The sequence below is a fragment of the Paenibacillus sp. FSL L8-0644 genome (assembly GCF_038008165.1).
GTDB lineage: Bacteria > Bacillota > Bacilli > Paenibacillales > Paenibacillaceae > Paenibacillus > Paenibacillus polymyxa_D.
Genome location: NZ_JBBOYN010000001.1, coordinates 2848908 through 2872664 on the forward strand (window position 1 = coordinate 2848908; position 23757 = coordinate 2872664).

The window sequence follows — 23757 nt, forward strand, 5'->3', positions numbered from 1 at the left end:
TTACATTGTACAATATATAAGCTATGTGTGGAATTTGCAAAAAAACTGTGCAAGTTACCCAAGCCTTATTTAAGGCTTTTCGTGAAATGGAGGAAAGTTACATGTCAGATTTTCAACAAAAATTGCAAAAATATGCCGAGTTAGCCGTTCGGGTCGGCGCCAATGTCCATCCTGGGCAGACACTCATCGTTCATGCACCAATTTTGTCCGCCGAACTCGTGAGACTTATCGTCAAATCAGCGTATACTGCCGGAGCCAAGCTGGTTACAGTAAAATGGAGTGATGAGACCATTACTCGATTACAGTATGAACTAGCTCCTGATGAAACTTTTAATATTGCTCCCAAATGGTACGCAGCCGAAATGACTGAAGAGGTCGAAAATGGCGCAGCTGTCCTCCATGTCATTGCAGAAAATCCGGATTTGCTTCAGGGGATTCCGTCCAGCCGAATTACTGCTGCTCAGCGCGTGCGGTCACATGAATTACGTCAATACCGCGAATATCAAATGGCTGACAAATTCAGTTGGTCTCTGATTGCTTATCCTTCTGCAGAATGGGCTGCCAAAGTATTCCCTGATCTGCCAGCTTCCGAGCAAATGGATAAACTGTGGGATGCCATTTTCAGCACCGTGCGTGTGGATCTGGATAACCCCGTGGAGGCATGGAAAGAGCATTTAGAAACCCTTTCCAGTAAATCTGATATTTTAAATGCCAAACGCTATAAAAAGCTGCATTATCTGGCTCCAGGCACAGATCTCACCATCGAATTGGCAAAAGATCATCTGTGGGTAGCGGCTGAAAGCGTCAACCAACAGGGACATACTTTTGTAGCCAATATGCCTACTGAGGAAGTGTTTACAGCTCCGCTTAAAACGGGAGTGAACGGTAAGGTCAGCAGCACCAAGCCACTTAGCTACAGCGGAAATATCATCGACAACTTTTCACTGACTTTTGAAAATGGACGTATTGTCGATGTACAGGCAGAAACCGGTTTGGAAACTCTTCAGCATCTCGTAGAAATGGATGAAGGTTCACACTACCTGGGTGAGGTTGCTCTTGTACCTCACAAGTCACCTATCTCTGATAAAAATATTTTATTCTATAATACGTTGTTTGATGAAAATGCCTCTAACCACTTGGCCATCGGTAATGCTTATGCATTTAACCTTAAAGGCGGCAAGGATATGACTCAAGAGCAGTTGGCTGCCAACGGCCTGAATTCCAGTCTGACTCACGTCGACTTTATGATCGGTTCAGGTGAAATGGACATCAACGGCGTTACTGAGGACGGTACTGAGGAACCTATCTTCCGTAAAGGAAATTGGGCGATCTAACACAGCAAAAGGCTCTCACCGCTTCATGCGTGAGAGCCTTCTTGCTTCAACCTTAGGCTAAGTTGATCTATTTTACAACGTGTTAATCCAAGAATTCGCTGCAATTCCAAGAACAATTTGTATCACGCTGATGATGAAAAAGACAATAAAGCAATTTACAACTCTTCGATTGGTGGTTTGATGCATGGATAAAGATGATTTCACGTAAAACATGCTGCCCAATATTCCTATACACACACCGAAAATCCCCGAAAATAGCAATCCTATAACCAAGCTGACCACGACAAAAGCCCAACTCCAGCCCGGAACTTTACTCACAGGAACATAAGGTTGATTGGACCCAAGATATACACCGTCCACAGCTAAATCCGCTTTGTTGCCAATGACAACAACATTTACAGCTTTTTCTTTCAATTTAATAGGAAAATCAATCAAGTTCAAAAATGCATTCTGGCTTTTAACCTTCTGCTCGCTTCCATTCACAATAATTCTCCCGCCAGTTAAGCTACGCTTGTACTCAATAGTATATTGAATACCTTGATCTTCTACGTTCCATTTTGCCATCGCTAAACTCCTCTCAAATTTTAGGGGAGCCCTAAATATACTCCCGGCATTTCCTGATTATGTACCATAAAAATCATAACATAAGTTGCAAGTTAAATAATGGAAAAAAGGCCGCTGATCAGCGGCCTTTGAATCTACTTTATTTCGTATGGAGTTAGTTTCTATGTCCAATTTTGGCCTTATAGGCAAGTGAATACTGGTCAGCCGCTAAAATTGCATCAAGCACATCATCCGCTGTGACAGCAAATGGTAGATTGTGAGCAGTTTCGCCTTCTTTGGTAGCAGCCTGAGCTACCCGGTACAAATCCTCCCGGGAAGTTTCCTGTAGCCTAATGTCTTCCAGCGTGACAGGCAGATCGAGTTTTAGATAAAAGTCAATATACCGCTCCACCTCGGACAAAGGTCTTTTTTCCAAGGCAAGCTGGACTAAGGTGCCAAAAGCTACCTTCTGACCATGTGTTAGGTGATGAATATCTCCTTCCAGAACGGTAAAACCATTGTGAATCGCATGTGCGCCTGCCAAACCGCCGCTTTCAAAGCCCAAACCGCTTAGCAACGTATTCGCCTCCACTACCGCTTCAAGCGCAGGTGTAACGACTTTGCGTTTCACGGATTCGTATGCCTGCAGTCCGTAATCGAAAAGAACTTCCTCACACTTGGACGCAATGGCTTCTGCCGCCAAGGTTGGCAAACCACCAGCCATTGTCGTTGCGCGAGCTTCAATGACCGCACGGGCTTCAATCCAAGTCGCCATGGCATCTGCAATGCCTGAGGAGAGGAATAAGGGCGGTGCTTGAGATATGACTTTTGTGTCCACCAGGATCAGGCTCGGATTTTTACTGAAAAAGGAATACGTATCAAATGCACCTTCGTCGGTGTACAAAACGGATAGTGCACTAGTAGGAGCATCTGTAGAAGCAGTCGTTGGAATAATCACAACTGAGGAACCGAGAAGTTCATTTACAGCTTTAGCGGTATCCAGCGTTTTACCGCCACCTACACCAATGACAATGTCGACCTGGGCGCTTCGTCCCTGATCCACAATACGGTTGACTTCATTTTTGGAGGCTTCCCCTTGAAATTCAATTTTAACTGCTGTAATATCAGCCAGTTCCAGACTTTTTACCACGCGGTCGGCTGCAATCTCCCAAACCAGCTTGTCCGCAATAACCAAGGCAGTATGGCCTAATGGCTTAACATACTCACCTGTTTTATCAATCACATTTTTCCCTTGCACATATTTACCTGGACTAATAAATACTTTTTCGCTCATCGTTGAACTCTCCCTTCCAAGTTTGTACAATTTCTATTATACGGTTGAAAGGGCACACATCTCAATTTCAAAACCAAGATCTTCAATCATTTGATGATCAAATGTGACCTCTTGGCCTTCTGTCGTTAAATAATCTCCTACAAAAATTGAATTCGCTGCATACAGGCAAAGCGGTTGTAACGAGCGTAAATTCAACTCTCGTCCACCTGCAACGCGTATTTCTTTGGATGGACAGATGAAGCGGAACAGTGCCAGCACCTTCAAAGCTTGGATAGGTGATATTCGCTTTGCTCCCTCCAATGGGGTTCCGGGGACTGGATTCAAGAAGTTAACCGGAATAGAGTCAGCATCCAACTCCCGTAAGGCATAAGCCATTTGAACGATTTCCTCATTCGTTTCCCCCATCCCGATAATAACGCCAGAGCATGGAGACATTCCGTGAGATTGTGCCATTTTCACAGTTTCGACGCGTTGATCGTATGTATGTGTGGTTGTAATCGAGGGATAGTTGGCCTTACTTGTATTTAAATTATGATTGTATCGATGTACCCCAGCCTCTGCCAACCGCCGTGCCTGATCTCCCTTGAGAATCCCTAAGCAAGCGCAAATTTTGAGTGGCATTGTATGAGTAATTTCTTGTACAGCCTCAATCACCTGATCCAGCTCCCGATCTGTTGGGCCCTTGCCCGAAGCTACGATGCAATACGTCCCTGCTCTCCGTGCAACTGCTTCCCTAGCTCCAGCCAACAGTGATTCCTTGTCCAACATACTATACTTGTTCACAGGCGCCGTGGATACGATAGATTGTGAGCAATAACCGCAATCCTCTGGGCACAGGCCACTTTTGGCGTTCATGATCATGTTGAGCTTTACTTTTTTTTCGTAAAAATGGTGTCGTACTCGAAATGCAGCTTGCATAATCGGTAATAACTCCTCATCATCGGCTTCCAGTACCGCTATGCCTTCTTCCAGCGATACACGGCTGCCGTGTATTGCTTTTTCAGCCAACGAGCCCCAATCTATAACCTCGTTTAGTAAATTCATACCTTCTTGCCTCCCAAAATTTAATGATCATGTAAATGGATAAGATTTTCAACGAAGAGGAAGTTCCTTTTTTATTGTCAACCCAAATAATTATAATTAGGTTGACAATCACACGAACATCATATCAATTCATGCCCATTCTGTAAAGGAGACAAAATAAAAAGCGACCCCACATCGTTCAAGGTCGCTCTCTAGGTTTATTCCGTTATGAGACTCCTGCTTCTTCCACGACGATAGGCTGTTTTATCAGCCGAATACGTGAAATCCGCTTGTTTTCAACTTCTTCTACCGTGAACATACATCCCTCAAACATTACAGTCTGACCAGGCTGTGGGGGAATAACCTCGACATGTGAGTATAGCCAGCCCCCTACCGTATCATAATCCTCATGATCAAGATCCAGCCCAAAGCGGTCGTTCACTTCATCAATTAATAACATGCCGTCAATGGAAAATTCCTCGTCATTAATCTGCTCACAACTCGGACGTTCCTGATCGAACTCATCCTGAATTTCACCAACGATTTCTTCCATAATATCTTCCAGCGTTACCATACCCGATGTACCGCCATATTCATCAATCAAAATTGCGATTTGCGTCTTGCTACGCTGCATGCGTTTGAGCAGATCACTAATTTGCGTAGATTCAGGGACAGCAAGAATCGGTCGAATCATCGTACGGGTATCCAGTGTGTTCGCCCGCAGAAGGTCCTTAATATGGATAAAGCCGATAATATGGTCCTTATCTTCGGCGCAGATTGGATAACGGGTTCTCATGCTTTCCGTCGCAATCGCGAGATTTTCTTCTGTGGACTCATTACTGTATAAGCAGATCATCTCAGTTCGCGGAATCATGATTTCCCTGGCGGTCGTGTCGGTAAAATCAAATATATTATCAACAAGCGCCAATTCCGTATTATCAATTAGTCCGCTCTTATTGCTTTCTTTCATCAGAATGCGTATTTCATCTCCGGTATGCGCGGAATCGTCATTCTCGGATACCGGCTCCAGACGGAATAAACGCAGCAGGCTGTTCGCCATTCCATTTAACGCCCATATGAATGGATACATCAACTTGTAAAACCAAGTCATCAGCATGGCTGAATACAGCGTAATGGTCTCAGATTTACGAATAGCTATCGTTTTGGGCGCCAATTCACCCAACACAATATGCAGAATCGTAATAACAATAAATGCAATAACCACGGCAGTACCGTGCACATATACCGCTCCTAATCCAGCGGCTGTAAATACAGGTTCGATCAAATGTGCGATGGCCGGCTCTCCGATCCATCCTAGTCCCAACGATGCCAGTGTAATACCCAACTGGCAGGCAGACAAATAAGCGTCCAAGTTGTGTAACATATTGGCGGCGTATACGGCCTTTTTATTGCCCGCCTCCACCAAAGTCTCAATACGGCTGCCTCTGACCTTCACCATGGCAAATTCCGCAGATACAAAAAAACCATTCAATAGTACTAATGCAAAAACAATAAATAAGTTAAACATACTCGGTAAAGGGTCACTCAATATGCTCCCCATCAGCCGTCATTACGGCAGACAGGCGCACCTCCTTCGGATAGTTTCATCATAGACAGAACGATAACACATCATAAGCAGCGTCAACTTCCCAACACATTCACTCCTTCCGGCTTCCAAAGCCATATTCCGCATAAATGATTAGATTATTCATCAGCTTATATTTAATTATATAACTATACTCTATACAGTCAAACCACAAGCAATGTCAGAAAAAACAGCTTCACTATCATTTAGGTCGTAAAGCTCTCGTTTTCGCCGCTTACCACCAAGAAAGCTACTATATTTGAGAAAGATTATAAACAAAATACATCCCCTGCCGTCTGGCAGAGGATGTAGACTCATATATATGAAGGCATCAGCGAACCGGGGATGCACCCGGATTCCCGATGACGCCGGGATATTGGTACAACAATGGCTCATCAAAAGTAGCATAGTCCAGATTCACCATCAGCAAAATCGTCCGCTTGCCCGTAGCCGGATCACTGATAATAATGTGGTCACGACCCGCTGCTTCCAGAATACCTTTGAATATTTTCGCATTCCATTCCCGGTTATTTTCATACGTCATATAAAAGGTACCTGTTTTACCCAAGTTCAAGCGCAAAATGTTTTCAATATATGATTGCTCAAATTGTGGAGTCTGGCTCTGTACCACCATACCAGCCGGTGTCATCGCACTACCGCTGTTAACCTGAGGGGGGAAGGTGCTGATGGGCTGCATAGTTCCGACCGGATTCATCCCTCTGGGCCATTCGGGATACCCGCTACCAGCAGGATAAGAAACAGGACGGTAAGCTTGCTGTGAAATCATGTAAATTCCTCCTAAAATGGTTTTAAATTATTCAAACTCATGTTGAAGCGTTCTAATAGACGGCAGGACAATCCTGTACAGACGGGCTAAAAAAGCAATGGGCTTTAAAACGTCCGGTATTGGTCTGGTTATACCAGGTGTTCGGACAGTCTCCTGCCGGTCTGAAAAACCATAATGCATTGGACGCCGGGCGTATTTTTTCCCCATTAATGACACGACGGGCAAGACGAATGTCACGGTCACGGGCTCTTTGATAAAAGTACCCCTTTTGGGTAGCTTCAAATCCGCCTGGACTTTGAAACACCATATCGTTCATAAGGCGAATCCCCTGAAAATCCAGACAATTGCCCAAAATCCTATTTACTCCGACATTGCCAACCATGAGCATCCCCTGCTCTCCTTCTCCTTCGGCCTCTGCCCGCATCAATCGGGCGAGTGTCCTTACATCCTCTGAGTTGGTCTTGATTACAGCCAACGCGTCCCCTCCTCGCTTCTCCATCACATACCCTATCGTATGGTACAAATGCCCAATGGGTGACAGTCCAGAAACAAAAAAATAGCCCCTAGATTGGGACTACTCATTTAGGATTTTATTATGGCTCGTAAATCATTTTACGTGTCATGCCACCGTCTACTACCAGATTCGTGCCTGTTACAAAATCATTACCAGGTTGTGTCAAGTACAGACAGGCCCGTGCGATGTCTTTAGGGGTTCCTACTCGCCCAGACGGATGCTGTTGATGGTCTTCTGCACGCAGTTGCTCATAATCCCCGGTTTCAATCCACCCTGGACTGATGCAATTGACCTGAATCCCGTCCTTTCCTAGCGATATAGCCATCGCGTGTGTAAGGGCCGCAATGGCTCCTTTGGATGCCGCGTAGGCTTCTGTATCCGGCTCTGACATGAAAGCTCGTGTAGAGGTCATATTGACCACAGATCCACCTTCTGCGTTTCGTTTCATCACCTTAGCTGCTTCCCTAGTGGCAATAAAACAGCTGCGTACATTAGTATTCAAAATGTCATCCCATTCTGCTAGCGTTAACTCATATGGAGATTTCCATTTGGATACGCCTGCGTTGTTAATTAGCGTATGAATCGTGCCGTATTCTTCTACCGTAGCACGGATTAGCGCCACAATATCTTCTTCCTTCCGTACATCACAAGGAATAAAAATGGCCTGATAGCCCTCGTTCCGGGCTGCTGCAGCGGCTGCGGCACCCTCTTCCTCATTGTAGTCCGCAAATACAACATAGGCACCCTGAGCAGCGTAAGCAAAAGCGACCTCTTTCCCGATGCCATGCGCCGCTCCTGTTACAATAACAACTTGTCCCTCAAATGACACGAATCATTCCTCCTCTGAACTACTCTGTTCTAGTATATATGTACCAAAATGTGCTGAACAAGAAACATCTACAGCCCCCTACCCTGGTTTCTTACAGAAGGCTGTAAATGATTCCAAAAATAATTAGACTGAATTCTACATTTTAACCTGTTCCAAGCTATAGCGATTAAGACGCTGAAACCCGATATACCTTGTACCCTGAAAAGTAAGCCGTCCCTCATCCCCTTCAGCGCATTGGCCATATTCTTCCCCAGATACCTTAAACTCCATCCGGTCGCCACTTTCCACTTCGAAGGTTACGTAATAGAAAGTATAGGTGCGAGTCCCTTGTTCCTCCTGCCGCCTCTGTTGGAGATGTGTCCTTCTGGCCGTAATTCGGGAACCGACCGTCAGTACAGGCTGCCTTTTATTCCGACTCCATTCCATGACTTCCCTGCCTGCAGACAACACGACAATACCCAACACGACAACGAAAAATACGGGCAGTACCGTGCCCAGCCAATCGAACATCCATAATGATTCAAAACCCATGCACCGCACTCCTCTCCGCCAGGCATTCCACAGGGAAACGACCGGGCATCCTGACCTGACCTAAGCTTTCCATAACAGTATATGTATGTTCCTGCCCAAATTTGATAGCAACCCTCAAGAACGCCAAGAGCCCCCACGGAATAATCCGGGAGGCTCAAGATATGGCGATATCAGAATGATTCATTGATTTACACATGTACAAGCTGGAGATAACGTTGTGTTTCATCCAGAGCTTCATGATCTTCGTCTTCAGCGTAACGCTCTGCACACTGCTTGCAGTCCTCTTCAGTCGTGCAACCATAGGCATCCTGGCAAGTATAACAAAATTGTAGGTAGTATTGGGTTAACATATGATCCTGATTCGCTCTCATGATTATCACTCCTATCGTTGTTTACAGGTTTAGTATAACAGCGGCTTATTCGTTAGTTTGTGATTTTTTTCACATATAGTCGTATAAAATTTAAATTTTTTAAAAATAAAACGCCCTGAGAAAAATACCCCAGGGCAATCACCTTTATAGCGATTATAAAATTCTCCAGTTCGCACCGCCGTCCGTCGTTTTCAGCAGCAGTGACTTCTTGTCATCAAGGCGTTCCAGAAGCAGCCACCCCACCGAAGAAGAGGCGAAACGGAGCTTGACCGATCGTGGGTAGTCTTTTAGCTTCGAAGGTAGCACTTTGTTGCCTGTGAGACTTGTCCACGTCTTCCCCCCATCCAATGTACGGCTCAATCCGGTTTCGGTTATGATCCACCCTTCCTTTTCGTTTAGAAACGTACGGCCAGGGATAATAGAATTAATGTTGCTACTCAGACCCAAAGATACATCGCTCCATTGGGCCCCTGTATCATTTGTAAACAGTCCATTATATTTTGTGCCGTTAACCCCAGAGCAAAGAACTGGAATCCAATACGAGGTACTGCTCCCTTTCAGAGACTGCTGGGCTTCTGCTTTGGCCTGAGGGCAGCCCTGAATTCTGTTAGCTACCGGCGTCCAGGTTTTCCCTTGATTCAAAGTCTTGTACAACTTAACACTGTTATCTAGATTGATCGCTACAAATCCCTGCTTGTTGGAAGAAAAGCTCATCCCGGCCAGACTGCCCCGATCGGGTAAACCTGAGCCTGATTTGTTGGATGTCATACCAGAACTTTGCGCAACTTTATTCCACGTGGCTCCACCGTCAGTGGTGTGATACAACAGTTTTTGTTGATCCTGCTCATTCAGTTTTACATATGCCATGATCCAGCCAGTAGTTGGATTTACATATTGGATCGAGCTCACATGATCCCCGCTTGGAAGCGCTGAAACATCCCAGCTCTGTCCTCCATCTGCTGTTCTCAGAATGACGGTTGCTGTTTTATCCAAATTTTGGCGGACAACCCAACCGTGACGCGAATCAGTGAAACTGATGTCCTTTCCATATTCAAGTTTGTCTTGAAATTGGACGTTTTCGGAGGGGGAAATATTATTCCATGTCTTTCCGCCATCATGAGTATCATAAAGTCGGAGCTCATTATGGGTAACTCCCCAAACTAACCCTTTATTATTATCAATCAAATGAAAATCCGCTATTCGCGTCTGAACTACATATTTGGCGTTGGGATCGCCCACCTTTGGAGTCACTGGTGGATTAATAGTAATCGTCTGACCCTGATCATCAGGTTCCTCAATCGGAGGTTTTGTTAACGTTTCTGGGGCTTCAGCAGAACAGGCAGTCAGCAGAATACCTATCAGCAGTAGTACTCCCCCCAAGAGCGCACGCCAGCGCAGTTTCATATAAAAATCCTCCCTCGATGGCATGCTGTAATCACGTGCCAAAAGCTTATCTGAAACAGAATTATACCATAAACGCCTCTATGTGACACATTTCGCGTAATGACAAAAAAAACCGGCCCCTTCACAAAAGTGCAGGATGCCGGCTTTTTATACTAAAATTTATTAGGATTTACGGTTCAACAAACTTTTGTGGTATCCATAGAAGAAATAGATCAGCAATCCAAGCAGGAGCCACACAATGAATCCAATCCAGGTGCTAATATGAAGCTGAAGCATCAGACCGATGCAAACCAACGCACTTAAAAGCGGGAGCAACGGAACCCACGGCACAGTAAAGCCTCTTTTCAAATCAGGGCGTTTCTTGCGCAGAACGATAACCCCTACCGATACCACAGCAAAAGCGAACAGGGTTCCAATACTCGTCAAATTGGTCAGTGCATGTAACGGGAACAATCCACTAGCCAATGCGATAATACTACCTACCAGCCAAGTGCTTCGAATCGGTGTTTGAGTTTTGGCATTTATTTTAGATAAAAAAACGGGTAAAAGACCATCACGTGACATGGAGAAAATCAACCGTGTTTGACCAAACAACAGCACCAGTAAAACGGTGGTCATCCCCGCAATCGCTCCGACTGAAATCAATCCGGCTACGAAATCCTGATGAATAAAACGGAGGGCAAACGCAACAGGATCACTTACCCCCAACTGCGTATAAGGTACCATTCCCGTTAGCACAACTGAAACGGCAATGTACAATACCGTGCAGATCGCAAGAGAAGAAATAATGCCGATGGGCATATTCCGCTGCGGATTGCGAACTTCTTCGGCTGCAGTTGAGATGGCATCGAAACCCAGATAAGCAAAAAATACGATTGCCGCAGCACTCAAAACACCAGAAAATCCATAAGGCAAAAATGGTGTCCAGTTGTCAGGCTTAACATAAAAGATACCGATTGCAATAAATAGCAATACAACTCCGACTTTAACACAAACCATTATTAAATTGAATCGAACCGTCTCCTTGGCTCCGAGACTCAGTAACAGTGTGATGAGCATAATGATGCACACGGCTGGTAGATCAATAATGGTTCCCTTGGTCGAATCGAAGGCTGCGGTTAAAGCCAGCGGTAAATGTATATCAAATCCAGCCAGCAAGCCTTGAAAGTATGCAGACCATCCACTACTCACAGAGGCGGCCGCCACTCCATATTCCAGAATCAGGTCCCAACCCAGTACCCAGGCCAAAATTTCTCCAAATACAATATAACTATACGCATAAGCGCTCCCAGCTGCGGGAACTGTAGATGATAGCTCCGCATAACATAAGGCTGCTAGTACGCAGGCAATACCTGCAATAACAAAGGAGAGCATCAATCCAGGACCTGCATTTTCTGCTGCTGCCTTGCCAGTAATAACAAAAATCCCGGTACCGATAATACATCCTACACCTAGCATGGTGAGATCAAAGGCACCCATTGTTCTCTTTAAGTGACCTGTAGATCCGCTTTCCTCATGCGGGAGCAGTCCTGTTTTTTTTCGAAATAAGTCCATATGCCGAATCCTCTTTCCATAATTTCATACGTCAATATCGGTGCTGCAACGCTTTAGTGCGTGTTCTTATCATTCGATTAATTATTAGCGAGCTCGCCTTTGAAGTCAAGGAAAAATGTCATATTTCTTTGCCGTGGGTAAATATATACGGTACACTAAGTTGGAAAGATAAATTTTTAAGTAATACCCCAAAATGAAAAGGTATACAACCCGAGAAGGAGATGAGGATTTTATGAGCTTAAAACCTTACAAACGAAGTAGAGTGGCCATTGTCGGCATGGGAGCGGTTGGCACAACAACCGGCTATACCCTACTGCTGCGCCAACGCATGTCAGAACTTGTCTTTATTGATGTCAACGTCAAAAAGGCGAAGGGGGAAATGCTCGATATGAATCATGGGCTTCCCTTTCTCGGCGGTGTCAAAGTGTGGGCGGGTGATTATGAAGACTGCCGTGATGCAGATATCATTATTGTTACAGCAGGCGCTTCACAAAAGCCGGGAGAAACGCGCATTGATTTGCTGAAGCGTAATGCCGAAATTTTTGAAAGTATTATTGATAATATTGTCAAGGTCAATACACACGGCATTTTGCTGATCGCAACCAATCCAGTGGACATTCTCTCCTACATCTCTTGGAAACGCAGTGGTTGGCCTTCAAGTAGAGTCATTGGATCAGGAACGTTGCTGGACAGCGCACGCTTCCGCTATTTGATCGGGAAGCAAAAGGGCATCGATCCACGAAGCATCCACGCTCATATTATTGGAGAACACGGTGACTCCGAGTTACCTGTATGGAGCACAGCCAACGTTGCTGGAACTCCGCTTGAACTGGGTGAAGAAACGAAAAATGAAATTTTTGAAAATACCAAGAATGCTGCCTATGAAATTATAGATGCTAAAGGCGCAACTTCTTATGCTATCGGGCTGGCTCTCGACCGAATTGTAGCAGCCATTCTCGGAGACGAGGGGTCGGTACTTAATGTGTCCACCTTGCTGGAAAATTATAACGGAGTATCTGACGTATATTTAGGCGTTCCAAGTATCGTAGATCACAATGGAGTACGTGAAATTTTGGATCTTCCGCTCAATGACGAGGAACGTGCAAAGTTGCTTCAATCTGCGGACAAGCTGAAAGATCAAATTAGCAAAGTTCATGTGTAGATCGGGAACATAAAAGCTAAACAAAACTGGCCTCCACAGCGGTAATATCCGTTGAGAGGCCAGTTTTTTAGTCGTTATAATGTAAAAGTTCAGTTTGTCGTCCTGTTATGCATTCAAATTACCAAGGTGGCGTATCGCCATCCACATACTCATTTTCATGCTGGCGTTTCTCTTTTAGCCGCTCAGCCACCGTTTCAAACGATTCAGGTTGAAGCAGCTCAATCGGTGAAAATCCCTTTTCAAACGTAAATGCGTCACCTTCAATAATAAGTGCATATCGATCATGAAGTTTCGTGATATGCAGCTTGGCGCCAAAGTCGGACAGTAGCCCACGCACGGCCGTATCATCTAGTTTGAAACGCACTTCAATCTCTGGTTTCAGCTCGACAATATGCTGTGCAGCCTCTACGACTTGAAGGGGTTCCCATTTCCCTTGCAGATCCCGCTTTTCGCTCGCCGCCCACAATTCCAGATCGCGCTCTTCCTGCTGTCTTTCCTCATTAGATGCATCCGGCCACTTGGTTTCTACGTAATTCTGAACGAAGCCCATGACATGCTCATTGACGATTTCCGGCATGGATTGCTCATAGGTCACGAATTTCAAAAAATCTTCAAAATACCGGGCATGCGAAGACTGGTGAATTTTAAGCTCCCACTCATCGTTCATCCCCTCCTCAAGCATGTAAGGATACATGATGGATTTCATATTACGGGCAGAAATAGCCATTTCGACCTCACTCACCAGACTGCTTTCAGTAATTCTGGCAATTTTAGGCTCGAAATCACATTTAAGCACAAAAATAAACGGATCATCCGAGTGTGTATTCAAGGTTGCCTGTACAATGATCAGCGCTCCGCCGCGTACTGCGCTCGTATCCAGATACATCCGCACCAGATCGTCACAAGCATTTTTAAAATCTTCCTTATCCTCTGCTGCCCGCAGTCGGGCGAACATATTAAAATTCGGATTACTGCTCAATTCATGCTCCGGTTCGACGATAAAGCGGCCGATTTTGGTCGGTGCCTGCTCTGTGCTGGGATTTTTTTCAACCTTCCGCTTGCTAATACGAGTAAATTCCCCGTCCAGAAATTTTTTAACATCGCTTTCGTCATAATCGTAGTCGTCCATCGTAGCGTAATGCTTATAGGACTTACCACCCTGTCCTTCTTTTCCATCTACCTGAATTACAAAAAAAGATAAAAAATCCACTTGAAAGTTCATTTACGTTCCATTCGCTCCTTTTCAGGCATGTACGCGTAATTATATCACTATGATTTTAAAAGGTACATCGGATTCAGCCGCCTATTATTAAGATAAATATTTTTAGTTAACATAATATTTATTATGTAAATTAATTTTTCGATTAGATATCATTCCTAATTCACAAGTTTAAAGTGAGTACTTTTACTACTATTCTATTTCACGTTCTTAACGATCATTGACCTCTTTATTTTCTATGCTCTACTTTCTTCATGATTCAAAAAACATTTGACTAAATAGTAGTTAATTTATTATATTATCTATTATTACATAGACAAAAATATTTTTTGTTTATTTAAAATGACATCTCAAGGATCTTGTACCCTGGAAAAGGAAAGGAGAGTTTGTAGTTGTTTAATAATCCATATATAAGGACCATAATCGCCTCCAATGCGCTGCTAAATTTGGGCATTTGGGTGCGCAACTTTGCCATACTGTTGTATGTAACAGATTTGACTCATAATGATCCCGTATACGTGTCGCTCATTTCAGTTGCTGAATTCATGCCTATTTTTCTGTTCGCTATCATTGGAGGAACATTCGCGGACCGTTGGCGGCCCAAACGGACCATGATTAGTTGCGATTTGCTGTCCGCTGCCTCTATTTTTATTGTCTTGTTGGCATTATGGTACGGGTCATGGCAGGTGCTTTTGCTGTCCACTTTCTTTTCGGCCATTCTATCTCAATTTTCTCAGCCGTCTGCGATGAAGATATTTAAGCAGCATGTAGCACCAGAACAGCTTCAGGGAGTGATGGCCCTTTTTCAATCTCTCATGGCATTATTTATGGTTATCGGCCCCGTTATCGGTACATTTATTTATCAACACTTTGGAATTTTCATTTCAATGTCTATAACCGGAATATTGTTTCTCATCTCGGCGCTTGTCCTGACTCGTATTCCACAAGATGAACAAGCACTTGAGATAGATGATCAACCCCCTCATTTCATTCAAGAGCTTAAAGAAGGAATACGTTATGTATGGAATAACCGCACACTTCGCACGCTTGGGGGAACATTCACCGTAATTGGGCTAGCGGTCGGACTTATTCAACCATTAATGGTTTTTATCGCCATCGAGAACCTTGGACAAAACAAGGAATTCCTGCAATGGCCATTAATGGCGAACGGAGCGGCTATGCTGGTGGGAGGCGGTCTGATTATGGGGGTTGCCAAAAAAGTACAGCCGCAATTACTGCTGGTGGTCGGACTTTTGGTCAGCACACTGACAACCTTTGGAGTCGGATGGTCGCACAATATTGTGCTGACCATGGCACTACAAGTTTTCAGCGGCCTATTTTATCCTTGCATTCATATCGGTATCAACACAATGATGATGAAAAACGCCGAAGCTGCTTTTATCGGCCGCGTCGGTGGTGCCCTCTCTCCCCTGTTCTCCGGGATGATGGTCGTCGGTATGAGTATTGGCGGAACACTCAAACACGAATCCTCCCTGAACACCGTATATACCGTGAGCGCCGGCTTGTTTTTGGTCGGAGCGACGCTGTTGTTACCATTGCTTCGTGACAGGCGGCCTGTACAAGCTGTCATAGCCGATGATTCTGAATAGCAGCACAAGAAACCGCCCCTGGAGAGGTGATATGCCATCCTCCGGGGCGGTTTCTTAATGTTTGTATCATAATTTCAGACGGATTATGACTCTCTTCCTTCATGCTGTCTTTTCCACAATCGTGCATCCAGGCCGTTATCATCCAACAGCTCATCATGTTGTCCCTGCCCTACGGCCATTCCTTTGTCCAATACTACAATACGGTCCGCGTTTCGTATCGTTTTGAGGCGATGAGCAATAGCAATGACCGTTCCACCTTGGACAAGGCGGTTAATAGCCTGTTGAATATCCTTCTCATTATCATTTAATAGATAACAAAACTTTATTAGATATCGAGTTTACATAATATATGTTATGTTAATATAATGATCACCATTGTAGCGTATTAAAGAAGTAGGACTTGACTTCAACGCCTGTCCAATCGTATAGTATGGTTATATCTTCAATTAAGGGAGAGATTTTGATGTCGGTGAACGTTCTTAACTAAGCAATTGCATATTCAGGGAGTATCATCAGGCGCTTGTACCCTTCGGGGACAGGTTTGTTTGTTGCTGTGTTGTTACCCTGATATTAGTTAAGAACATGCGGATATCATAGATCGCCTTCGGGATTATCTTCATCTAGGCCCTATTCCGTGCTGTGTTCAGCGCGGTTTTTTTGTTTTCAGATTTTGTAACTTCCCTTTAAACGTCTTCCTTTCACGATCCCAATAGCTTAGCAAAGAACTATTGCGTGAATGAATTGGAAAAACGTAACTCGGAACTACAAAAGTTGAATAACAGGCTTATTTGAAGATAAATTCCCTCTTTCCTTAAGGGCGGAGAATGAACGTTTTGTTCATTCTCCGCCCTTTTTTATTTTAACAGCAAGGTTTTCTAAATCCTTACACCACACAACCAAAGGAGAGATTTATTCATGAACGAAACTACAATGCTGCGTTTGGAATATGATCAAATTAAAACAAGAGTTTCTGAATGTGCTTTTTCTTACCTGGGTAAGCGTCACGCTGCTACTATGCGGCCAATTACTGATATCCGTACCATTAAGATTCGTCTTGACGAAACGAACGAAGCGTTACAGATCATTCGCCACGGAGCAAGCGTTCCTGTTCCTTCGTTGGAAGGTATGGAGCACATTCTTCAACTGCTCGGAACCGGGTATATGTTCAGCGAGCGTGATTTTTCTCATATGGCTCAATTCATTCGAAGCTGTATTCAACTGATAAAATATATGCATTCCAAGGCGGACGCTGCTCCAACCGTCAGCGCTTATGCATCTTCCATGTATAGCATGGAGCCACTTTTATCCGAAATCGAAAGATGTATTCATTCGGGACGTGTGACGGATATGGCCAGTAAAGAACTAGCTAAAATTCGCAAAAAAATTGCGGTTACTGAAGAACGTATCAAGAGAAAACTTGACTCTCTCACCAGCCGTCACCGATCCATTATGCAAGAAAATATGATTAGTCAGCGCAATGGCCGTTACGTGCTTCCAATCAAAAAAGAATTCCGTAAACAAGTGAAAGGTAATGTACTGGATGAATCAGGAAGTGGTCAAACGGTTTACGTTGAACCTGCCGAGATTACGAATCTGCAATTCGATCAGAGCGCGAACATGGCAGAAGAATCAAAAGAAGAAATGAAAGTGCTGGGAGACCTGACGGCAATGGCTGAGTCATACAACCGGGAACTAAGCATCAATACAGAGACAGTAGGTGTATTGGATTTTTTATTGGCAAAAGCCAAATACGCCATGACTCTGGATGCTATCCCTGTCGAACTTAACCTTAACGGGATTATAGACATCCAAGGTGCACGTCACCCGTTGATGTCCCATACCATGGTGCCGCTTGATTTCTCAATTGGCGAAGGATATTCCTCACTCATCATCACCGGACCGAACACAGGCGGAAAAACGATGGCCCTCAAAAGCGTCGGTCTTTTAACACTAATGGTGCAATCGGGGCTACTGGTACCTGTTTTGCATGGCAGCCGAATGGCTGTATTCGAGGAAATTGTGGTAGACATCGGGGATGGACAAAGCATTGAACATGCTTTGAGCACCTTTTCTGCACACATCCGCAACATGATTAGCATATTAGAGACAACAGGCAACTCTACTCTGATCCTGATTGATGAAATGGCATCCGGTACCGATCCGGGAGAAGGAGTAGGTCTCTCTATCGCGTTGCTAGAAGAATTCCATCGTCGCCGGGCGACAGTAGTGGCTACAACGCACTTTAGCGAAATTAAGCATTTTGCTGAAAATACACCGGGATTTCAGAATGCTCGTATGGAGTTTGATACCGAAACGCTACAGCCTTTGTACCGACTTCGCATTGGAGAGGCCGGAGAAAGCTACGCATATGCAATTGCCCTGAAGCTGGGCATGTGGACACGTATTATCGAGCGTTCCGAGGCCATTTCTGCGGGCAGAGCATCTCAAAATACACAGGAATCGTTTGTTATTCCCCCTTGTGTTGATGATGAAATGTCTGATGATGCAAATAAGTCTCTTCCTAAAAAAGCGGCTTTTGACGATACAGCCACAAAACAGAGGAAACAAGAACTTCCTCTCAAAACCAAGCCATTTGCCCTTGGTGATAGTGTTTATGTAGGCTACCTGGATCGAACTGGAATTGTATACAAAACCGAGGATGAACGGGGGAATGTCGGAATTTTGATCCAAGGACAAAAACTGAGCATTAACAAAAAGAGGCTCGTCCTTCACATCGCTGCTACTGAACTGTATCCTGACGACTATGATCTGGATATTGTTTTAGAAACCAAGGAAAACCGCAAAAAACGGAAACTGCTGAGACGCAAGCATGTCGAAGGAGTGATGATCGAATCTCCCCCAGAAAATGAAATATAGACGCACCGGTATATTCTCAACTGAAAAATAAGCTATTTTTATATTGTCAGTGAAACTTGAATCTGCAAGCGGGCACTTAACAAGAGCGATCCACTTGCAGATTCTACCACAACGAAAAACATAATATATATTATGTAAACTAAACGGTTTCCCTCTTATTTGTATTACTCAATCCGGCACTCATCGAATAATCACTTTTGTTATCATTCTAACGTTAGGATACAAAGGCATCTTATGCTTAGATTTGTAGGATTCAAAAAATTGATAGGGATGTTCTTCTTTCATGAGAACGTCCTCATTTAAATTAACTACCATAGTACCAGGTTCAAATTTATTTCTTTAAATAAATTTGTGTTAGCTTTCGTCAAGGCAATATCATACTAACCTTTAATTCACCATTGCTTTCCAGCTTATTTTGAATTATTCTAATGCTAATCATAAGACGATCATTAAAATAAGGAGGCTAGTCTATTGAAGAATGCTGTTGAAGAACTGGCGAGAATCATCGAAGATTTATCATGATTAAGCATTCAACATCCCCTATCAAAATTGAATCGTATGCGCAAAATGAATGGGTGGCAGCTAATCAGTATCAGGAAGTGTTCTCTTACGTGGATGTCATACATCTATGGAAACTATTGAATAAGCAAATCATAAATGTTTTAAACTCATGTACATCATTCGATTCTAAGAAAAGATTTCAAAAAGATGACCACTCCACCGAAACATTACAGTGGCTAGTTGACGATTATATTCAGCATTTGCGGCATCATTTGGAACAAATCAATCAAAAACAAGACTAACGCTATGAAAAAGAATACTACGTTCATGATTGTAATGACCTAATGACGTTGATGTGATTTTCAAGTCAGGATGTAATTCTGCCCAATGAGTTTACATAATTATTATTATGTAAACTCATTTTCATTTAATCTCAACTTTCACGCTGTACTTATAATCCTGATATTGGTATCTGAATATCCAGCTTATCCATTGCTTTTTCTTTTTCCCGATCAGTGACATGTGTGTATACTGTGGTTGTCTGAATGGATGAATGCCCTAGCAGCTCCTGTACGGTACGCAGATCTGCTCCCTTACGCAATAGCATTGTCGCAAATGTATGTCTCAGCTTATGGCTGGAATAAGCCTCCCGGCGTTCTATACTCTTATCTTGCTGGAATCTTTCGAACGTTTCTGTAGCGATCTGTTGAATAGTGCGCACTGCCAGACGGCGACCTTTTTGGGATACAAACATCGCATCCTCTTTACCTCTCCACGGCGTCAATCTTTCCTCCAACGCATGCTCCACAAAATCACACACGGCTTCCGGTACCGGGAGAGTACGCCACTTACGTCCTTTACCGAACACATCTAAGGTACGTCTTTCTCGACTGTAATCCGAGACATTCAATGAGTGAACCTCCCCCACCCGCAATCCCATGTAGACCATCAGCAGAAAAATTGCCATATTACGATTTGCATATTTCCCTTCCACCGCAAGCAAAAACGGATGAATATCCTTTTCATCCAGATAGACGGGCATACGATTCTTTTCAGTCTTTGCTTTTTTAATTCCCGCTGCCGGATTTGTGCTGCATAACTCAAATTCCTGTAGCGCTTTAAAAAAACTGTTCACCGCTGCATGCTTCCGGTTCCGCGTACTATCTCCGGCGCCTCCTTCCCGCGCTTTAGACAAATACGACATAACATGAATCTTCTTCACCTGATCGAGTGGTTTATCACGCAACGTGCGTAAAAACTGCTTCACATCCCCTATATAATTTTTTTGCGTATGTATCGTATATCCAGCATCCTTCATCCAAATCAAAAAAGCTTCCAGCTCCTCAGTATATATTTCATCAATTTCTTCTGTTGTATCGAGCTCCACATGTCGCAACTCTTTTTTCATCCCGCTCGCCTCCAATTCAGTTCATATTCCGAAATATACTGTAAAACGATCATTTTCGTCTTATTTTTATCGACAATTCAATCGACATCTTACGCAGGAGAGATTCCAAAAGTCGTTTTAAACCTAAACAGCGTATAATTTATATTATACGCTGTTTTTTAAACGCTTTTCAAGGGCAAATAGAGCGTTTTTCCTCTTGTTTAGCATCCGAGCGAAAGCTTTAGCATTAAAAAAGAACCGCATTTATGCGATTCTTATTCGTTATAATTTTGTTCGCCAGTAACCAGAAAGGCACTACTACTTTATAGCAGTGTCAGAATTTGAGGACCATCCTCTGTAATCGCAACTGTATGTTCATATTGAACACAAATCGAATGATCTATTATTCGAGCTGTCCAACCGTCATGTTCCACACAAGAACCCCAACTCCCCATGATAGCCTTTAAATCAGAAAACATGAGACAGTCAAATTATATACATTAAGTTAATTGCCCCTAATCCCTTGTTATCGCCAGCATCAGGAAGTATATCTAAGAACTCATGGGGTGAGTCGCTGTCGACACGGCATGGATGATGAGAAAAAGTAATTTGCAGTCTAGCTCCGTTTTCCCTTGATCATTCAGCACGATATACTTAAAGAAGTCGAAAGGCAACCTTATATTCGACCTATGCTCATTTCAAAAATGTAGGTTTATTCATGACAAAGGGAGTGTTCATTTATTTATGAGTACCGAAATGCTGGAACGTCGAAGTGAAATTCTAAAACGAAACATCCATCAATTGCTGGTTCAGGAAAATCAACACGGCGTGACACGTCAGGAAAATTACACGTTGCATAAAATGATCAGAGAGCTGCATCAAACCTCTCATGCCTTGAATACTTCCCGTTGAGATGAAAGGCTGCTAATCAAATGAAAAAATAACCTTCAGCCCCACTTCTCCTTAGTGGTGTTGAAGGTTATTTGTTGTGTGTAGCCTTTAATTGACAGGTAGTACTCTTTCGGATGTTACCCTTTGGAGCGACTCAGCAGATATAAGAAGTATGGCGCACCAAGAATGGCTACAATCAAACCTGTCGGAATTTCTTTCTGTAAAGGTAAAGATCGTGTGATCGTATCCGCTACAAGTACCAGGAGTGCTCCGACTAAAGCACAGGTTACCAGCAACATTTTATGCTTCGGGCCCACCAGCTTTCTCGCCAAATGTGGAGCCACCAAACCGACAAAGCCGATACCGCCACTAACCGAAACACTAGAACTGGCCAATCCAACCGCAGCAGCCAGAAGGAGAATACGTTCCTTTTCGATAGGTGTACCCAACCCCGATGCGGTCTGATCCCCCAGATTAAGCACATTCATCACATTTGCTTTGTAGTATACAAAAGGAAGTAATACAATCAGCCAAGGCAACAGAGCCATTACGAATTTCCAGTTTGAGCCCCAGATGCTTCCTGCTAACCAATTAGCTACAAACGTGTAGCTTTCAGGTGTCAGCTTAAGAGTCATAATGATCATCGCAGCACTGATACCCGCCGCTACACCAATCCCGCTCAGCAGTAGCCTTGTTGGGGAAATTCCTTCGCCTTTCTTGTAAGAAAGCGCGTAGATCAGAATAGCAGCTGCTCCTGATCCAATCAGCGCAAGAGCGGGAAGTAAAAACAATGAATTCGTAGTTTGCATAGATGGAAAAAGCAATACAAACAGCATGACCATCAGCCCGGCGCCCGCATTAATCCCCAGAATACCAGGGTCCGCTAGACCGTTACGCGAAACTCCCTGCATAATGCAGCCAGAAACAGCGAGGCCTGCACCGATTAGAAGGGAAATAACCATTCGTGGCAATCGGAATTCAAATAGGATTAATTCCTGCTGTGGAGTCCCTTGCCCAAACAAGGTTCTAAATAGCTCCATTGGCGAAAGTCGGATGGTTCCCGTATTTGCACTTATGGTGAACGCAGCAATGAGCAATATGAGCAGAATGACAACAACCATCCAATCATGGATTTTTTTACGATGACTAGCTTTGGCAATAGCCCCATTCGTAACGTTATTCATTTTACAGTGCCCTCCTTTCCTTACGTGCCAGATAAAGGAAGAACGGAACCCCAATTAAGGCAATAAGTACACCCACTGGTGTCTCCTCAGGCGCATTAATCATACGGGCTGCCAGGTCGGCAAACACAATGAGTAAAGCTCCCATAATGGCCGAGCACGGAATAATCCAGCGATAATCGACGCCAACCAGCTTGCGGGTTATATGGGGAATAATCAATCCCACAAAACCTATAGAGCCAACCAATGACACCGCTGCACCCGCCAGAATCAGAACAAGAATCATCCCGACTACCTTTACCACCCCAGTTCGCTGACCAAGACTCAATGCAATTTCGTCTCCCAGACTAAGCAGCGTAATGGAGCGCGACAACATGAGAGCGCCGATAAAAGCTGCCACAACCCAAGGCAAAACTATACCGAGCTGAACCCACTTGGTTCCACTAAGCCCTCCGGCATACCAAAAAGCCAAATCCTGTCCAACATTAAAGTACAAACTGATCGCATCTCCTAAGGCAGACAGCAATGCCGTGACAGCTGCACCCGCCAATACAAGACGAACTGGCGTGAGACCTGATTTGGATATAGAACTTGTACCATATACCATCACAACAGCCAGAGCTGCACCAACGAAGGAATACAACATTAATTGTAAAAAAGAAGAACCCGGAAAAAGTGCAAAGCAAATCGCCATCGCCAAGCTGGCTCCCGAGTTCAGTCCAAGCAAGCCCGAGTCAGCAAGTGGATTTCGAGTCATTCCTTGCATAATTGCACCTGCAACGGCAAAGCAAACACCGATTAAAACCCCACCCAGAATTCGAGGTAGACGGATTTCCCAAATAATTTGATGGTTTTGCAACTCGGGTTTAAAATGAAAAACAGCGTTCCATACCTCTTCTAGCCTAATAGAGGCTGCACCAAAAGATAGGGATAGCGCGATACCGAACGCTAAAATTCCAAGCCCAACTGTCAGGATAAGCGTAGCCGCCCAAGGTCGCGAGTGGAATTGAGTCGGCGACTGGTTATGTTTACTTTGAGCGGGGCCATCTGATGATTCTGATAATTTCATAACTATTGTTCACCCTTACTGTTGAATAGTATGTAGCTATCACGAACTGTGTTGAAGATGATGTTGATAATGAGAATTATTATCACGCAAT

The 23757-nt window shown here is 44.0% G+C and carries 20 protein-coding genes and 2 pseudogenes; 5 read left to right on the plus strand and 17 right to left on the minus strand.

Annotation, left to right across the window (positions count from 1 at the left end; translation table 11 throughout):
- Window positions 1-101: 101 nt before the first annotated feature.
- Window positions 102-1334: an aminopeptidase gene (locus tag NSS94_RS12715; protein WP_341039403.1), complete on the plus strand. Its 1233-nt coding sequence runs from the start codon at window positions 102-104 to the stop codon at window positions 1332-1334.
- 72 nt (window positions 1335-1406) lie between these two features.
- Here NSS94_RS12715 and NSS94_RS12720 read toward each other — a convergent pair whose 3' ends face one another.
- From NSS94_RS12720 to NSS94_RS12770, 11 genes are all read right to left on the minus strand, one after another.
- A complete protein-coding gene (locus NSS94_RS12720) occupies window positions 1407-1898 on the minus strand; it encodes a hypothetical protein (protein WP_341039404.1) in 492 nt (163 codons plus the stop codon).
- A gap of 154 nt (window positions 1899-2052) precedes the next feature.
- A complete protein-coding gene (locus NSS94_RS12725) occupies window positions 2053-3171 on the minus strand; it encodes a glycerol dehydrogenase (protein WP_341039405.1) in 1119 nt (372 codons plus the stop codon).
- A gap of 36 nt (window positions 3172-3207) precedes the next feature.
- A complete protein-coding gene (gene bioB / locus NSS94_RS12730) occupies window positions 3208-4215 on the minus strand; it encodes a biotin synthase BioB (RefSeq protein ID WP_029517504.1) in 1008 nt (335 codons plus the stop codon).
- A gap of 205 nt (window positions 4216-4420) precedes the next feature.
- Entirely contained in the window at window positions 4421-5755 is a 1335-nt protein-coding gene (locus tag NSS94_RS12735) for a CNNM domain-containing protein (protein ID WP_049816987.1), read from the minus strand.
- A gap of 355 nt (window positions 5756-6110) precedes the next feature.
- Entirely contained in the window at window positions 6111-6566 is a 456-nt protein-coding gene (gerQ, locus tag NSS94_RS12740) for a spore coat protein GerQ (RefSeq protein WP_029517502.1), read from the minus strand.
- A 52-nt stretch (window positions 6567-6618) separates the two neighbouring features.
- Window positions 6619-7041, minus strand: coding sequence for a cell wall hydrolase (locus NSS94_RS12745; protein WP_029517501.1), 423 nt, complete (start codon window positions 7039-7041; stop codon window positions 6619-6621).
- Window positions 7042-7159: 118 nt separating this feature from the next.
- Window positions 7160-7909: an SDR family NAD(P)-dependent oxidoreductase gene (locus tag NSS94_RS12750; RefSeq protein ID WP_069011786.1), complete on the minus strand. Its 750-nt coding sequence runs from the start codon at window positions 7907-7909 to the stop codon at window positions 7160-7162.
- Between the two features lie 135 nt (window positions 7910-8044).
- Window positions 8045-8440: a DUF2500 domain-containing protein gene (locus NSS94_RS12755; RefSeq protein WP_013371386.1), complete on the minus strand. Its 396-nt coding sequence runs from the start codon at window positions 8438-8440 to the stop codon at window positions 8045-8047.
- Between the two features lie 188 nt (window positions 8441-8628).
- Window positions 8629-8811, minus strand: coding sequence for a hypothetical protein (locus NSS94_RS12760; RefSeq protein WP_029517499.1), 183 nt, complete (start codon window positions 8809-8811; stop codon window positions 8629-8631).
- A 153-nt stretch (window positions 8812-8964) separates the two neighbouring features.
- Window positions 8965-10215, minus strand: a complete 1251-nt coding sequence (locus tag NSS94_RS12765; RefSeq protein WP_069011784.1) for a YCF48-related protein — start codon at window positions 10213-10215, stop codon at window positions 8965-8967.
- Between the two features lie 162 nt (window positions 10216-10377).
- Window positions 10378-11769, minus strand: coding sequence for an amino acid permease (locus tag NSS94_RS12770; protein ID WP_069011782.1), 1392 nt, complete (start codon window positions 11767-11769; stop codon window positions 10378-10380).
- A 232-nt stretch (window positions 11770-12001) separates the two neighbouring features.
- Here NSS94_RS12770 and NSS94_RS12775 point away from each other — a divergent pair, with 232 nt between their 5' ends.
- A complete protein-coding gene (locus NSS94_RS12775) occupies window positions 12002-12931 on the plus strand; it encodes an L-lactate dehydrogenase (RefSeq protein WP_069011779.1) in 930 nt (309 codons plus the stop codon).
- Window positions 12932-13049: 118 nt separating this feature from the next.
- Here the strand turns inward: NSS94_RS12775 and NSS94_RS12780 are convergent, their stop codons facing one another.
- A complete protein-coding gene (locus tag NSS94_RS12780) occupies window positions 13050-14153 on the minus strand; it encodes a DUF3900 domain-containing protein (protein ID WP_069011777.1) in 1104 nt (367 codons plus the stop codon).
- A 389-nt stretch (window positions 14154-14542) separates the two neighbouring features.
- On the opposite strand from NSS94_RS12780, the gene NSS94_RS12785 reads away from it, so the two are divergent.
- Entirely contained in the window at window positions 14543-15760 is a 1218-nt protein-coding gene (locus NSS94_RS12785; RefSeq protein WP_322252707.1) for an MFS transporter, read from the plus strand.
- 83 nt (window positions 15761-15843) lie between these two features.
- Here NSS94_RS12785 and NSS94_RS12790 read toward each other — a convergent pair.
- Window positions 15844-16062 (minus strand): annotated as a pseudogene (locus NSS94_RS12790) (ABC transporter ATP-binding protein); the annotation flags it as partial.
- Window positions 16063-16675: 613 nt separating this feature from the next.
- Here NSS94_RS12790 and NSS94_RS12795 point away from each other — a divergent pair.
- Complete coding sequence (locus NSS94_RS12795) at window positions 16676-18637, plus strand: endonuclease MutS2 (RefSeq protein WP_029517493.1); 1962 nt, start codon at window positions 16676-16678, stop codon at window positions 18635-18637.
- 952 nt (window positions 18638-19589) lie between these two features.
- Here the strand turns inward: NSS94_RS12795 and NSS94_RS12800 are convergent.
- Window positions 19590-20546: a tyrosine-type recombinase/integrase gene (locus NSS94_RS12800; RefSeq protein WP_029517491.1), complete on the minus strand. Its 957-nt coding sequence runs from the start codon at window positions 20544-20546 to the stop codon at window positions 19590-19592.
- Window positions 20547-20848: 302 nt separating this feature from the next.
- A pseudogene (locus NSS94_RS12805) lies at window positions 20849-20971 on the minus strand (type I methionyl aminopeptidase); the annotation flags it as partial.
- 298 nt (window positions 20972-21269) lie between these two features.
- On the opposite strand from NSS94_RS12805, the gene NSS94_RS12810 reads away from it, so the two are divergent.
- Complete coding sequence (locus NSS94_RS12810) at window positions 21270-21437, plus strand: hypothetical protein (RefSeq protein WP_007432475.1); 168 nt, start codon at window positions 21270-21272, stop codon at window positions 21435-21437.
- A gap of 116 nt (window positions 21438-21553) precedes the next feature.
- Here NSS94_RS12810 and NSS94_RS12815 read toward each other — a convergent pair whose 3' ends face one another.
- Complete coding sequence (locus tag NSS94_RS12815; RefSeq protein WP_069011774.1) at window positions 21554-22600, minus strand: FecCD family ABC transporter permease; 1047 nt, start codon at window positions 22598-22600, stop codon at window positions 21554-21556.
- A 1-nt stretch (window position 22601) separates the two neighbouring features.
- On the minus strand, window positions 22602-23666 hold the full coding sequence (locus tag NSS94_RS12820) for a FecCD family ABC transporter permease (protein WP_322252710.1): 1065 nt from the start codon (window positions 23664-23666) through the stop codon (window positions 22602-22604).
- Between the last annotated feature and the right edge of the window lie 91 nt (window positions 23667-23757).